The 14,294-nt window shown below is 67.4% G+C and carries 6 protein-coding genes; 4 read left to right on the forward strand and 2 right to left on the reverse strand.

The features are described from left to right. Positions 1-2: 2 nt before the first annotated feature. Both ACWPN5_RS18445 and ACWPN5_RS18450 read right to left on the reverse strand, forming a co-directional pair. A complete protein-coding gene (locus ACWPN5_RS18445; RefSeq protein ID WP_492296739.1) occupies positions 3-1,169 on the reverse strand; it encodes a toll/interleukin-1 receptor domain-containing protein in 1,167 nt (388 codons plus the stop codon). A gap of 108 nt (positions 1,170-1,277) precedes the next feature. Further along, a complete protein-coding gene (locus tag ACWPN5_RS18450) occupies positions 1,278-4,262 on the reverse strand; it encodes an nSTAND1 domain-containing NTPase (RefSeq protein ID WP_492296741.1) in 2,985 nt (994 codons plus the stop codon). Between the two features lie 302 nt (positions 4,263-4,564). Here ACWPN5_RS18450 and ACWPN5_RS18455 point away from each other — a divergent pair, with 302 nt between their 5' ends. The 4 genes from ACWPN5_RS18455 to ACWPN5_RS18470 all read left to right on the forward strand — a co-directional run bounded on the left by ACWPN5_RS18455 (position 4,565) and on the right by ACWPN5_RS18470 (position 14,293). Further along, positions 4,565-8,224 carry a DEAD/DEAH box helicase gene (locus tag ACWPN5_RS18455; protein WP_492296743.1) on the forward strand — a complete coding sequence of 1,220 codons (3,660 nt, stop codon included), beginning with the start codon at positions 4,565-4,567 and terminating at the stop codon, positions 8,222-8,224. A gap of 414 nt (positions 8,225-8,638) precedes the next feature. Further along, positions 8,639-10,576, forward strand: a complete 1,938-nt coding sequence (locus ACWPN5_RS18460; protein ID WP_492296745.1) for an ABC-three component system protein — start codon at positions 8,639-8,641, stop codon at positions 10,574-10,576. Beyond that, a complete protein-coding gene (locus tag ACWPN5_RS18465) occupies positions 10,569-11,318 on the forward strand; it encodes a hypothetical protein (RefSeq protein WP_492296747.1) in 750 nt (249 codons plus the stop codon). Before ACWPN5_RS18460 ends, ACWPN5_RS18465 begins: the two co-directional genes overlap by 8 nt. Then, positions 11,315-14,293 carry an AAA family ATPase gene (locus tag ACWPN5_RS18470; RefSeq protein WP_492296749.1) on the forward strand — a complete coding sequence of 993 codons (2,979 nt, stop codon included), beginning with the start codon at positions 11,315-11,317 and terminating at the stop codon, positions 14,291-14,293. The genes ACWPN5_RS18465 and ACWPN5_RS18470 overlap by 4 nt, the downstream gene beginning before the upstream one ends. Position 14,294: the final 1 nt, after the last annotated feature.

The raw sequence follows: 14,294 nt of genomic DNA on the forward strand, positions 1-14,294 counted from the left end.
CGTCAGGCTTGGGCCAGCCACTGGGTGAAGGACAGCAGCCGGACCCGAGGCGCCACCTCATTGAACAGCCGGGATTCCTCTTCCGCCATGGGGGGATCGGGGTACACCACCAGCCCGCCGCCGCGCCGCACGGCGGCCAGCGCCATCAACTCCGGCGTGCGCGGCACGAAGGTGACCTTGGCGCGCTTGGCAGCGGCGCGGGCCAGCGCGCAGCGGCACCGCCACAGATGGTCCTTCAGAACCTCGCGGATCAGGCGACCGACGACCAGCGGGATGCGGTCCGTCCGTCCGGCGTCCAGCCGCACCACCGGCACGTTGCCGAGATAGGGGAAGGACCGCTCCTCCCGGTCGGTGACGGCGTGGGCGACCACCATCGGTACCCCGGCGCGCTTGGCCTCGATCACCTCGCGCCGGCACCATTCGCGGCTGGAATAGCTGTCGGTGACGATGGCGAGGAAAGCGCCGCGCCGCACATTGTGCATCAGCACCGTGTCGAACGGCAGGCCGGCGGGGATGTCATGCACATCGAAGAAGCTGTCGTAGCCGGACCCCTGGTGCAGGTGATTGCGGATCGCCGTGGCCAACGCCCCGCCGGTTCCGTCGCCGTCATGCTTGGAATGGCTGAGGAAGAGCTGGACGTTGCAGAGATACTCGGCGAAGGCGTCGCGGCAGGCGCGGTTGCGTTCGGCGCGCTGGCTGATCCAGGCCCGCAGCATCCGGCAGCACTGGTAATCGAGGTCGGTGAGCATCCGCAGGGTCTTCGCCGCCTCGTCGCCCTCCCACTGGTCCCAGCGCAGGAAGTTGAAGCGCCCGACCGTGTGCGACATCGACAAGGCGCTTTTGTCCAGGCAGACCAGGAAGGGCCGGGCGCGCAGATCGGGCGTGTCGCAGGCGGCCACGACTCCCTCCAGCCACGTCACCCAGGCGCGATCGCCGGCCAGCGCCGCATCGGCCAGCACTACCACCGCCACCGTCTCGCCGGCCTGGAGATCGACCGGGATGGTGTCCGGCCCGCGCCGTTCGACCGGCACCCCCAGCCGCTCGCCCAGCGCCCGGTCGGGATCGCCGGTGAAATGAGAGAGCAGGCGGTTTTCCATCGCCTCCCCACCGGCGAAATCCGGATGACGGACGACGAAAACGGCAAGCGGCGGGCGGGCGGGCAGGGTCATGGTGGGTCCAAAGAGGGTGGTGATGGGGTGCCAGAGGCTGTGTCGAGCGGAGGCTGTGACGGGTCAGCGTTCCTCGGACGGGTCTGTCGGTGAAACAGGCGGATCGCTTTAGCCGCGGGCCTCGCGCAAGGCATTTTCCAGGAAGCTGATCCAGCCCCGCTGGTCGCTGGACAGCAGTCCCCGCGCGTTCAGCCGGGTCAGGATTGCCAGCGCTTCGGACAGATGCCGTTCCGGCTGCATGCCCGCTTGGGCGATCCTGTGGAGGCTGACCACCACATCGGTTTGGAACTGGGTGTTGTCCGGCTCCCTTTCGGCCAGTCGGCGGCGGATTCCCAGGCTTTCCTCATACAAAGCGCGCGCGCCGTCGGGATCGTTGCGCCGCTGGAGGTCGGCGACGTTGTCGAGGCTGACGGAGAGATCGCGCTGGAATTCGGAGTTGTCGGGCTCCCTTTCGGCCAGACGGCGGCGGATTCCCAGGCTTTCCTCAACAAGAGCGCGCGCGCCGTCGGGATCGTTGCGCCGCTGGAGGTCGGCGACCTTGTCGAGGCTGACGGAGAGATCGCGCTGGAACTGGGTGTTGTCGGGCTCCCTTTCGGCCAGACGGCGGCGGATTCCCAGGCTTTCCTCAACAAGAGCGCGCGCGCCGTCGGGATCGTTGCGCCGCTGGAGGTCGGCGACGTTGTCGAGGCTGACGGAGAGATCGCGCTGGAATTCGGAGTTGTCGGGCTCCCTTTCGGCCAGACGGCGGCAGATTCTCAGGCTTTCCTCAACAAGAGCGCGCGCGCCGTCGGGATCGTTGCGCTGCTGGAGGTCGGCGACCTTGTCGAGGCTGACGGAGAGATCGCGCTTGAATTCGGTGTTGTCGGGCTCCCTTTCGGCCAGACGGCGGCAGATTCCCAGGCTTTCCTCATAAAGAGCGCGCGCGCCGTCGGGATCGTCGCGCCGCTGGAGGTCGGCGACCTTGTTGAGGCTGACGGAGAGATCGCGCTGGAACTGGGTGTTGTCCGGCTCCTTCTCAACCAGACGACGCATGATCGCAAGACTGTCTTCGACCGCCTTCTTCGCTCCCTTGGGATCGCCGAAATCGGCGAGGGACTGTGCCAGTTCGTTGAGCGTCACGGAACGGGTCCGTTGCAGGGAGAGGTCATCCTGGTGGTCCGTTGCCAACTGGTCCAGCAGGTCACGGGCGTGCTGGAGGATTTGCCGCGTGATCGCGTTGGGCATGCCAGTGTGTCTGAACTTCTGCACCAGATCGAACACCAGCCCGTTGGCCGTACGGATGGCTGCGGTCAGGTACCGCCGCTTCCGCGCCGCCTCGGCTTGGGCCATCGCGTCGGAACGGCGGATGAACTCACCTTCTTCCTGGCCGAAGCGCGTCGGATGCGTGGTCAGCCAATCGCAGGCGCTGTCCAGGATCGCGCCGGTCAACAGGCCGCCGTCCTTTCTGTCCTCCGGCAGCCGTCGCCAATCCTGGAAGGCCTGCTCGATGCGCCGTTTGCCGATCAGAAAGTCACGTTCCTCGTCCAGCCAGCCGGCAAGGCGGGGCCAGACACGGAACAGCGCCTCGTGCGTCGCCTCCACCATGGCTGGGTCGTCTGGCGTTCCGCCACCGCGGCGCACCAGAAGCCGGGCTTCCACCAGCCGTTCCAACTGCGCCCGCGCCGGGGCGGGGAATCTGTCCAGCGCCGCCGCCTGCCGGACGAACAGTCCACTGTCCTCCTGCAGGCGCACCAGCCACGGCACGAAGGCGTCGCGCAGGGCGTGGTCGTCCTCGGTTTTGTGGAGCAGCGTGCCCAGCGCGGCTTCCGCGCGGTCGCGCACGACGGCGTCGAGCGGGCTGAGGCCGGTACCGCGCGCGCCCAGGCTCTCATAGCCGGCCAGGGTCAATGCGCCGCCGCCGCCGAAGCGGGCATGCAACTCGCTCAGCGCGACTGCGACCAGCGGCAGGGCGTCCGGTCGTCCGGCGTCGCGGGTCAGGGCGTCGATCAGCCCATCCTCCACCCGCAGGCGGGCCACCCGCGCCGGACCCCGCACCAGCGCGGCGATGCGGTCCAGAGGGATCGGGTCCAGCGATTGGGAATCGAATGCAACCGTCAGGGCGGGTGCCGATTGCAGGCCAGCCAGGTAATCGGAACGCAGCGTCGCGACGGTCACGAAGGGCAGCGCCTCGTCCAGCGCGTGGCTGAGCAGGGTGAGGAAGGCGGTCCGCTCCGCCTCATCGGCGAGGGTGAGCGACTCCTCCATCTGGTCGATGGGCAGCAGGATGCTGGCGTCGGGTGCGGCATGCCGGTGCCGCAGAGTCCGCGCGACCTCCGCCAGCGCGGCGCCGGGCGCCTCCCCCTCCAGCGCGTCCCGCCACCGCGCGATCCGCTCGAATCCGACATCGCCCACGTCGGCCAGCAGGCACTCCACCAACTGCGCGCGCGGCGACCGGCCGGGGCGGAAGGGCGGCAGGGCGATCCAGTTGCGGTGGTCGCGCTTCAGGCGCGGGATCAATCCGGCACGGAGGAGGGAGGATTTGCCGCTGCCCGACGCACCCAGCAGCAGGATCAGCCGTGCCCCGCCCAGGGTGTGGCGGACGCGCAGACGCTCCAGCATCCGGTGGACGTCCGGCTCACGCCCGAAGAACACCGCCGCCCGATCCTCCTCGAACGCGGCGAGGCCGGGGAAGGGCGAAAGGCCCTTGGCCAGTTCGAACCCATCGGCGGATTGCCGCGCGATGTCGGACAGCCGCTGTTCCAGCCGTTCCAGCCCGGCTTGCCGGTTGGGCTGCAGGTCGATGTACTGCAGATCCTTGCCCACCTCCAATGGGCGGGTCGGGGCAACGAACAGCGGAATGATGTCCTTGCCCAGCGCACGCGCCAGGATGAGTTCGGCGAAACACCATTTGGACTCATGCCAACCCTCGGTCAGGACGAGCAGAACCGCCTGCGCCCCCTCCAACCGGCGATAGATGATCTTTTCCCAGTCTTCGCCAGGAGGAATGTCGGTGTCGATGAAGGAATTCCCGAAGGCGCGATCGGCCAGCCACGTCTTCAGCCTTACCGCCTCTTCCTTGTCGTGCTTGGAATGGGAAATGAAGATGCGGGCCAATCGAATCTCCGCGACGCGCGGCGCTTTTCGCGCAGTGAGGGAAGTCGGCTTATTCTATTCACATTTAAAGCGGTTTTGCGAAAAATATCCACTCAAAGTCGCCCTATCCATGATGAAGTTTCCTCAAGGGGGTGGGTCCCAGCCCAGCGCATACGACTGGATGGTGCAATCCACTGACTGCAGCGCGAGAGGATTCGCGTAACGGGTTCCCCCCCCCCCCCCTTGATCGGATAGTGCTGTTTGTTCCACTCGCCTTCCTGATAGAGGATTCTTGGCGAACCTGTTTCGATTGAATTGCGCGGATGGTATTTCTCACGATGACGCCCGACCGGACGAACACCGCCCTGACGTTTCTCGACTACTGGCAGGCGATCGAGGCGTTGTCGCCGACCTCCCCGCCGAAGAGCGACCGCCGGGATCACGTCTGGACGGCGGGGGACGCGACGACGCTTCCCTGGCACGCGCGGATGCGGGCCACCTACGCGGAAACCCGCGACGTGCGCTGGCGATTCCTGGTCCACATCGGCCTGTTCGAGATGGAAGGCGTGGTCGAGGAACTGCGCGACCTGCTGGGCGTCGAGGACGATGACGAGCGTCCACGCGGCGGCGAAGCGTCGCTGGTGTGCCTGTGCGTCACCGCCGATGGCCGGCCTTACGGCACGCCCGCCGTCTCGGCGGTGCCGTGGGCGATGAGCGAGATCGCGGCGGCGAGGGGCGAACTGCGTTTCGGCGACGTGGCGGCGGTCGAGGAACGGGTCGTCACCCGCATCACCGATTATCTGGCCGAACGGCACATCCTGTTGCCCGAGGGCACGGAAGCCGGCGCCTCCCCAGGCGCCGGGGGCGGTGCAGAACCGGCGCTGACCACGGAGGATTTCGACGCCATCGCCGCCATCGTCGCCCGTGAGACCGGCTGGAAGCCCCGCGCCGGGCTGACGGCCAGCGCCCGGTTTAAGGGCGTGGCGCTGAAGCGCCGCAAGAAGGACGGGCGGTTCGGCGAGATCGAACCCGACCTGCTCAACAGCTTCATCCTGCGCGACCTCGGCCGGGTGTCCGGCGCGGTTGGGCGGGGCGAGCACGGTCCCGGCCTGACCCGCTACCTGTTAGGCCATGACGGGGACCGCACCGACGTGGTGCGCGACGCCGCCGCCGCCGAAGGGCTGCTGCACCCGTCCATGCTGCCGCCGGGCTGCTGGCCGTCGCCGGGCGGTCATCCCCTGGTGATGGCGCAGCAGATGGCGGTGAACGCCGCGCTGCGGACGCTGAAGGACGGACGCGGCGTCTTCTCGGTCAACGGTCCGCCGGGCACCGGCAAGACGACGCTCCTGCGCGACCTGATCGTCGCCGTGGTGGTGGAGCGCGCCACGGTGATGGCAGGGTTCGCCCACCCGAACGACGCCTTCGGCGAGAAGCGCGCCGTTCGCCACACCGACTATCATTTCTGGGAAATCGACGAGCGGCTGCGCGGTTTCGAGATGGTGGTCGCCTCGTCCAACAACAGCGCGGTCGAAAACGTGACGCGCGAAGTGCCGGCGCTGAAGGCCATCGACCCGCGCTGGCTCGATCAGGCCGATCACTTCCGCGAGGCGGCGGACACGCTCTTCGCACCCGAGGAGAACCCGGCGAAGCCCGGCGCCTGCTGGGGTCTGATGGCGGCGGTCCTGGGCAACAAGGAGAACCGGTCCTCCTTCGCCAACCGCTTCTGGTTCGGCCGGTTCGACCGGGTGCGGGTTCAACCCGTCCTGTTCAAGGCCGCGTTCCAGGAGGACGGCCCGTCGTGGCCGGAGGCGCGCGCCGCCTTCCGCCAGGCCCTTGCCCGCTTCGAGGAGCGGCGCGCGGCGCTGGTGGCGCTGGCCGACGACTTGGCGGCCATGGACGGGGCGCGGGCGGATCGGACGGCAGCGGCCGATGCGCTGCAAAGGGATGAGGCCGAAGAGGCCCGCGCAAGGCTGGAGGCCGCGGCGGCGCGGCAGGATCTCGTTGAGGCGTCGGCCCGTGCCCAGCGGCTCGCGCAATGCCGTGAAGCGGTGGAGCGGGAGGAGGCCGGCCGGGCGGCCCTGGCCCGGCTGGACGCGGATCTGGCCGCCGCCGTCCGGCGGGAGGCGGAACTGCGGGATGAATTGGCGCAAGCGGAGGCGGAGGTCGCCGCCTGCGGCGCCCGCCTTTCCGTGGAACGCGGGGTGGCCGAACGGCTGGACCGCGACCGTCCCTCGTTTTTCGACCGGCTGATCGACACGGCGCGCCAGCGCGACTGGCGGACACGCCGCTCGGCAGCCGAGGACGCCGTCACCGCGCTGGAGCGCGAGCGGGTGGAAGCCGATTTGCGGCGTGCCAAGGCGGCCGCCGCGCTGGACGCCCTGCGGCGCCAACGTGACGCGGCACCGGCGGGGCGCGACCGGGCACTGGAGGAAAGGGACGCAGCCCGTCGGGAGCTGGCGGAACTGCTGGGGGCGGAGGCGTCCCTCGCCGAACCGGCGCTGCTGCTGGAGGCTGGCGACTGGCCGGGGCTCGGCGAAAGTCTGCGCGCCCTTGCGGACGAGGCCGCCGGAGCCCTGCGGGCGGCGACCGACGAGGCCCGCCGCAAGATGGGCGAGGCGGACGAGGCGCAACGCCGGCTGGCCGCGTCCCGCGACCTGTGCGAGGCGCGAAAAGCCGCCTGTGCGGCGCTGGAAGCCCGGCTCGCCGCAAATGACGGTGGCTTTGGCTTCGCCGGCACCCGGATCGACGCGGCGTGGCGCGCCCTGCCGGAGGAGGAGCGGCAGAAGACCGCGCCCTGGACCGACGCCGAACTGCACGAACTGCGCGTCACTTGCTTCCTGCGGGCGCTGGACCTGCACAGGGCCTTCCTGTCCGCGGCGTCGAAGAAGGTCTGGACCAACCTGAACCGCTTCATGGACGTGCTCACCGGAAAGACCGCCGGTGACGCCATCGAGGGCGGGCCCGCGTCGCTGTGGGCCACCTTCGGGCTGGCGGTGCCGCTGGTGTCCAGCACCTTTTCCTCGTTCGACCGGCTGTTCGACGGGATGAAGGCGGAAAGCATCGGCTGGCTGTTCGTGGACGAAGCCGGGCAGGCCACGCCCCAGGCGGCGGCCGGCGCGGTGTGGCGGGCGCGGCGCGCGGTGATCATCGGCGATCCGTTGCAATTGGAGCCGGTCGTCACCCTGCCGATGCAGGCGGTGGAGGCATTGCGCCGCCGCTGCGGGCTTGCCGACCGCTGGCATCCGGTGCGGGCCTCGGCCCAGGTGTTGGCCGACCGGGCCAACCCGCTGGGCACCACCCTGCCGCGCGAGGACGGCGACCCGCTGTGGGTGGGCAATCCGTTGCGCGTCCATCGCCGCTGCCTGGATCCGATGTTCTCAGTGGCGAACCGCATCGCCTATGACGGGCTGATGGTGCGAGGCCGGGACGCCGTTCCGCCGTCCGGTCCGTTTGCCAGAAGCCGCTGGATCGACATCCCGGCGGAAGGGGCGGAAGGCCATCTGATCCCGGCCCAGCGCGATCTGGCCCGCGCCATCGTCAAGGCGGTTGGGGCCCAGACCGGACACAAGGACCGGGCGCCCGGCCTCTATGTGATCACGCCGTTCCGCAAGGTGATGAAGGGCTTGCGGCAGGCCTTGGAGCGCGACGGGTTCGATGAACGCTGGGTCGAATCCGCCGTCGGCACCGTCCACACCTTCCAGGGGAAGGAGGAGGGGCTGGTGCTGCTGGTGCTGGGCGGCGATCCGGCCAAGCCCGGCGGCATGGATTGGGCGGCGCTGGCACCGAACCTGCTGAATGTGGCCCTGACCCGCGCCCGTGAGAGCATCCTCGTCATCGGCGACCGCGACCGCTGGAAAACGCGCCGCTATTTCGACGTGCTCGCCGCCAACCTGCCGATCGTGGACGAGGCCGCCGTTTGGAAGGATATCGCCGGACTGCCCACGGTCGCCGCAAAGGATGGGGGCATGCGGCGCACATCATGATCAGTTCGGTGGAGGAGTGCCGTCTGGCGCCATGCATCGCCTGACGCTTCGCCGAACCCGGCCAGGCGCTCATCGTCGCATCATGCGCGGTGCCGGGGTCCCAGATGGCCCTATGCTGAAAAATAGAAGCGCATCTACGGGATTTCGCACTTATAGGGCGCTCCTTGACGCATAATCGCGCAACGCGCTTCCCTGTTGTGGTCGCGCTCGCTTTTTTGCTGAGAGATTTGGTAACCTGCTTTCCCTTTCGTTGGCGTCCGCATCATTGATCATGAGCCCTCCTCTCCCTTTGAACATTGTCATCCTCCTGCATGCGAAAAGAGAGGGTCGAGGTTTGCTGGACAACGGCGAAGGAGGGGTTCATGCGCTTGGACTGGAACAGCGGGTATCTGCATCCGCCGACGGACCGTACTGATGCGCACCGCTATTGTCCTAACCGCCTTGAAGGTGGAAACCAAGCATGTGTTGCGGCATGTGTCGAATGTGGAGCTGGAACAGGTCCGCACCACAGTTTTTCATGTCGGACGCTACCTTGGAGAAACAGGGGAATGGCGAATTGCCGTTGCGGAACTGGGGCCGGGTAACGTGTCCACAGCCATGGCGGTCGAGCGGGCAACTCAGCATTTCAGACCGGATGTGGCGCTCTTCGTCGGAATCGCCGGTGGGCTGAAAGACGTGTCGGTCGGCGATGTCGTGATCGGCACCAAGATCTATGGCTACGAATTCGGCAAGGTGGAGGATGATGGTTTTAAGCCCCGGACCGAATTCGGCCGTTCATCCGGATCCCTTGTGCAGTGGGCGAGGGCCGTCGCGCACGCAGACGGATGGCAGGCGCAACCGCGTGATCCGGCGACGGGTGAAAGTCGCGCAATCTTACCTGGACCCATCGCCGCCGGGGAAAAGGTCGTAGCGTCGATTCGAGCGCCGCTTTACCACTTCCTGAGACAGCAATACAGCGACGCCTTGGCCGTCGAGATGGAAGGCTATGGCTTTGTCGAAGGCTTGGCTTTCGTGGAGGATGTGCGCGGGCTGCTCATCCGCGGCATTTCCGACCTGCTTGCCAATAAAGCTGAAAGCGACGAAGCGGGCAGCCAGGACATCGCTGCTGATGCCGCCGCAGCCGTCGCTTTCGAGGTGCTGTCGCGGCTTCCGGCGCCAGCCCAGAGCGCTGGCAGTGCTTCTCACCTGGCATCGTTGCCCATCGCCCCAACGGCGGCAGCATCGGTCGTGGAAATTGCCGAAATCGCGCCTGGGCGGTTCGCCTGGACGGGGGTTGTGACGCTGGCCGATGCGGGACGGCTCTGGGACGAGTCTCCGCCTGTCGATTTGCTTCGCATCGCCGTTCGGCCGGACGCCCCGCCCCGGCTTCGAAACGCCCTGTTGCGGCTTCTCTGCCACGCTGAACCGGACGCGTTCAAGGTTGAGGTTTCGGACCACGAGCAGTGGCGGCGCATCTTCAATGGCTGCTTGGACAAGCACATGCCGATCAATGGTCCGCCGGAATGGAGAGCATCGTGGGGTGCGTGCCCTTCGCTTCCCGCCGGTTCGTCCGCCGGCGGGGAGACGGCCGCGGAGCTTGCTCGGCGGATCGAGACGGCACTCGACCGGTGCACGCTGGACGCGCTGGACGTTGGAATTCAGAGTTGCATCAATGGCCCTGGAACTGGCCGCAACAGGTACGGCATCGCGGTCGAGATGGAATTGGGAGAACGCCTGCTCGAACTCTGGGACCGTTGGAAGGCGGACATGAACGAGCCGACGCGGCGACGCTTTCTGGAGATGCTGGCGTCGATCCATGACGGCGACGGAAAACCTCACGGGCTGATCGGCGTCGGTCGGCAGACTTTGGTGAAATGCCTAGTACCGGCGGCCGTCCTCGCCCTCGTGGTGGCCGAATGCGGCGACGCCATTCTGCACCCGGATGGCACCGGTCCACTGAAACCTCATCATGAAGCGCCAGGGAATCTCGGCTCGCTCTCTCTGCGCGGCCACAGCTGCGGGGTGGAATGGGTTGACGACAAGCCGATCGAGCATTGGTTGGGCGCGCTGGAGGAATTGCCTTGGATGTGCCGTGTCATCATCCTCGGTTCCGTGCGCTCGCCGCAGAATCTGGCGCGCGCCCGTCAGCGGCCCATTGGACACCAGTCGCCCGACGGGCGACTGACCGACAACAGCCTGTCCCATCCCATCGCCCTCGTGTTTGACCATGGGTTCTCAACGGCTCTGAAAAGCGGTCACGACGCAGTCGAGCAGCATCTTCGGGACGTGTTCCGTGCCCGATTGCGGGAGCAGGCCCGCTATCTGGAACGGCTGACCAACCCAACCAAGCAGGAATCTGTTCTCCATGATTGAGCTGGAGTTCCTGGCCGGTTCCCTGGCGGAGCGTGCCGAAGCCATCGCCCGGCGCTGTCCGGATCCCTCGGCGCTGAACGTGAACCGCGAGTCCCATGGCATGTTGCGCAAAAGGCTGTGGGTCGAGGCGGCCGTGGGTGACGGGGAAGCGGATGAACCATCGGCCGTGACGGAGCGGGAACTGCCCGAGCGCTCCCTGGCGCTCGCCATCGGCTACCACCGAGTGCTGGTCGGCTCGCTCGGGACTGATCCGGACCTTGGTGCGGTGGAAGGGGTGTTGCGCCGTCATCTCAATCAGGCGGCCATCGATTGGTCTTGGCTTGGTCGGGCAGGTGACGATCTGTTGTTGATTCTGGTGGGTCCCCCGGGCAGCGACACGGACGATGCCTGGAAACACGCTCGCGAAGTGGTCGAGCGCAACGAGCGCGTCTGTCGGGTGTTGGTCTGGTTGCCGTCGGAGCCGGAGCTTAGCGTTCTCTGGCAAAATTCGTTGGACACCGTGATCGACCGGACATTCCTGGTGCGACCCTGGCTGCCCGACGAGAAGGTTGGGAATGAAAATCGAGACGACGTGATCAGCGCCCCGCTCGACCCTTGGGCGCGTCTGGCGGCGGAACTGGTGGACGAGGGCGAAGAGTTCGACGAGGCCGCGGCTCGGAGCTGGATCGATATCCTCTCCGCTTCGGAGCCCGGCGACGATCTCCCGGAGCGTCTGGTTGCCGCGCTGGAGGCCGCGCCATGAAGGATCGCATCCATCTAAGCGAGGTCCGGCTGGACGATTTTCGCAGCTTCGGACCGAACTGCCGCATTCCCTTGCAGGCGGGGCCGAGCGTGCTGGTGGTGGCCGGTCCCAACGGGCTCGGCAAGACGACCTTGATCGAAGGCATCGAATGGGCATTGACCGGCCGGATTCGCCGGTTCAGTCAGAGCGAAGGCGAGGTCGATCGTGCTCTGACCCGCCGCGGCGCGGCCCTCGGCAGCCACGCCGTGACGCTAACGTTCAGCGACGGAAAAGCCATCACCCGCGGGCCGCAGTCGATGCCCACCTTGTCGGATGTGCTGGACGTGCTGCGCGATCCCGCTTGGCCGCACGGGATTGTGGATCTGGGGCATTATCTTGGCCTGACCCATGTGCTCAGCCAGTCGTCGACTCTGCGGCTCACATCCCGCGATCCGCAGGAACGGTGGAGGGACCTCAGCGAATTGACCGGGGCGGAACGTATCGACCGGATGATTGACCGGTTGGGGCAAAGTACGAAGACACGCTTGAAGAAAGGCGCCAACAAAGAGGCGGAGGCACGAGACGAGTTCAAGGCCAAGCGCGACAGGTTGAAGTCGCTGCTGAATCAGGCGCGCGAGCACGACGCTCTCCTCTCCGCCGGTTCCGCCTACTCCGCAGACCAAGTGCTGGACGAAGCGATGACCCTGGTGCGGCGGCTGGCGTCCGCCGGCGGTTTCGAGGCGGAGGCACACGACGATGCGGCGTTGACCCTGGAGGCTCTCGCCGCGGCGGTTGAGATGAGCCGAACCTCTATGGCGGAGCGCCAGGCCGCGCTGGTGCGGGCGGAGCAACAGGTCGCCCCCTGGACAACCGGGGTGGCGGAGCTGGCGCGCCTCGACGGTGCGGTTGCGGGCGTGACGGACCTCCATCGTGCGCTCGTCGTCAAAGCGGATGCCGAACTGTGGCTGGAGCGGTGGGAGCGGCGCCGTTCACTTCTGGCGCAACAGCCGGCTGCCGATGCCGCCGTCAAGGCAGTGGCCGATCGGCTTGAGCAGCACCGCCGGGCGGTGAGGGACGCGAATGAGGCCCAGCAGCCTCTGGAGGATCTGAACACTTACCTCGCTGAAGCGGACGAAGCGGTGCGGATCGAGGAGGGCGTGTTGGCGTCGTGGCGGGCGCTGGCGGAGGAGGGGCGGGCGGTGCGCATCGCCCTGCGCGGCGTGGCCAACGAGGCGGAGGCGCGTGCGCAGGCGGAGGACGCGCTGCGGGCCGCCGAGGAGCACCATAGGGCCCTGGAGGAGGCGCACGACGACGCGACGCTGGCACTGGCGGACGCCGAAGCGGCGCGTGCCGCCGCTGCCGAAAGCGTTGCGGACAAGGCGGCTCACCTCAGCGCCCTGATCAAGAATTTGCACGAGGGCGACACAGAATGCCCCCTGTGTCTCGCCGTCCACAAGGACGGCAGCCTGTACGACCGTGCCCACGAAGCGTTGAAGCGGGAGGACCCAGGTCTGACGGCGGCGACAGCGCGCGTTGCGGAGGCGGGTGCTCGGGTAAAGGCGTGCCTTGACGCGATCGCCGCGCACGGTCCGCTCCGCCAAGCCGCCGCGGACGCCCTTCAGCCGTATCTGGATCGCCAGTCGGCGGCCAATACCCGGGCCGATACGCTCCGACACCGACCCGAGATCGGGGGGCGGCCGCTGGATGGGTTGGCCGAATGGCTCGATGGCCAAGTGGCCGCCGCCGAGACGGAGGTGGCGCGGTTGCGGGAGGTCCGGCGCGCGCTCGACCCTGCCGAGACGCTGACGAACCGGCGGCAGCGGGCGGCGCAAACGGTTATGAGCGCGGCGGAGGCGCTTGCGGCCGTTGAGAAGGAGCATGAAGACGCACGGGCGCGCGTCGACCAGATCCTGGCATCCGCCCTGTATGCCGTCCCGGACTCATTTGAACTCGACCCCGTCGCCGTCGACGCCGCCGTTGCGGAGGCCCGCGCGGCGCTGGCGAAGGCTGAGGTGGACGTCGATGCGGCCGCGCGCGCGGTGGACGCCCGCGTGCTCGCTGCGCCGGAAGGAACTCCGCTCGTGCAGTGGACGAAAGCCAACCTGGACGCATTGGCACAGGAGCGTGCGGGACTCGCCGCCCAGCAGGACGCCTATCTGCGGATCTGGAAGGAGAACAGGCTGCCCGGTGAGCCCGCCACCGGTGCCTTGGTGGAGGCGCTTGCCAGGATCGCCGACGCGGAGGACGTGGTGGGCGCCGTCGGCGAACGCTGCCAAACACTGAAGGCCGGTTACGACCGGTGGCTTGCCGACCAGCGTCGCCACGATCTGCAGCGGCAGATCAAAGAACTGGTGGATGCCGAGAAAGCTGTCGACGAGGAGTCCTATCTGGCTCTGCTCGACAAGCGCATCGCCGGCGCCGAACAGGCGGAAAAGCAGTGGAACCGCGCGCATCGGATCGCGAACCGGATTGCCGGTATCATCGACATGAAGCAAGCGGAGTACATCGCTACCATCGTCGATCCCTTGCGGCATCGCGCGGACCGCTTCGACCAGGTCTGGTCTTCGTTTCCTGACCTGCGCCCCGACATGGCGCATGTTCGTCGGCGCAAGGGAGCGAAGGGAGAGTTAACCATCACCCTCGATGACAACGACGCGAATCTATACTTCAGCGAAGGACAAGCCGGCGTCAAGGCGCTCAGCTTCCTTCTCGCCGCCAGCACGGCCCACTCCTGGTCACGCTGGCGCGCCCTGCTGCTGGACGACCCGTTGCAGTACAACGACCTCGTCCACAAGGCGGCGTTCCTCGATATGCTGCGCCCGCTGGTCCGGGCCGAATCCTACCAAGTGGTCCTGTCGACCCATGACCTGGAGGAGGCGCGCTTCATCGAACGCAAATGCCGAAACGCCGGGATCGCATTCAACCTGTGCCGTTTGCACGCCCTCGGGAAGGACGGCGTGTCCTATTCGATCGATGAGGAAGGATTTTCGCAATAAC

The organism is Azospirillum sp. UENF 211521, from assembly GCF_058780535.1.

Coding starts and splice junctions, on each gene's coding strand:
- ACWPN5_RS18445 (WP_492296739.1), bottom strand. CDS start 1,169: ATGACCCTGCCCGCCCGCCCGCCGCTTGCCGTTTTCGTCGTCCGTCAT.
- ACWPN5_RS18455 (WP_492296743.1), top strand. CDS start 4,565: ATGGTATTTCTCACGATGACGCCCGACCGGACGAACACCGCCCTGACG.
- ACWPN5_RS18460 (WP_492296745.1), top strand. CDS start 8,639: ATGCGCACCGCTATTGTCCTAACCGCCTTGAAGGTGGAAACCAAGCAT.
- ACWPN5_RS18465 (WP_492296747.1), top strand. CDS start 10,569: ATGATTGAGCTGGAGTTCCTGGCCGGTTCCCTGGCGGAGCGTGCCGAA.
- ACWPN5_RS18470 (WP_492296749.1), top strand. CDS start 11,315: ATGAAGGATCGCATCCATCTAAGCGAGGTCCGGCTGGACGATTTTCGC.